This is a genomic window from Christiangramia aquimixticola, assembly GCF_048285835.1.
Classification (GTDB): Bacteria; Bacteroidota; Bacteroidia; order Flavobacteriales; family Flavobacteriaceae; genus Christiangramia; species Christiangramia aquimixticola.
The window spans coordinates 1-282 of sequence record NZ_JBLVTL010000315.1 but is presented as its reverse complement, the minus strand read 5'-3'; the positions used below and the strand labels follow the sequence as shown (position 1 = coordinate 282).

Genomic DNA, 282 nt, shown 5'->3' with positions numbered 1-282 from the left:
ATTCCCTATTTCGTAAGCAATGATTACCTGGTTTTCGTGCCGGACATCAAGTATGATCTTGGCCTTCCGGGACCAAGTGCCTATGACTGCATAATCCCGGGTGTGCAGGCCGTAATTGCGAAAGGCGGAGTGGATACCGAAAATATGGCTATCCAAGGCCAAAGCTGGGGAGGCTATCAGGTCGCGTACTTGATCACACGAACCAATATGTTTAAAGCAGCAGGAGCTGGTGCTCCGGTAGTCAATATGACTTCAGCCTACGGCGGAATCCGCTGGGGTACA

General features: G+C 51.1%; 1 protein-coding gene. It reads left to right on the top strand.

The features are described from left to right. A partial coding sequence (locus ACNKXV_RS14630; RefSeq protein WP_417908430.1) for an alpha/beta hydrolase family protein occupies positions 1 to 282 on the top strand: 282 nt, incomplete at both ends.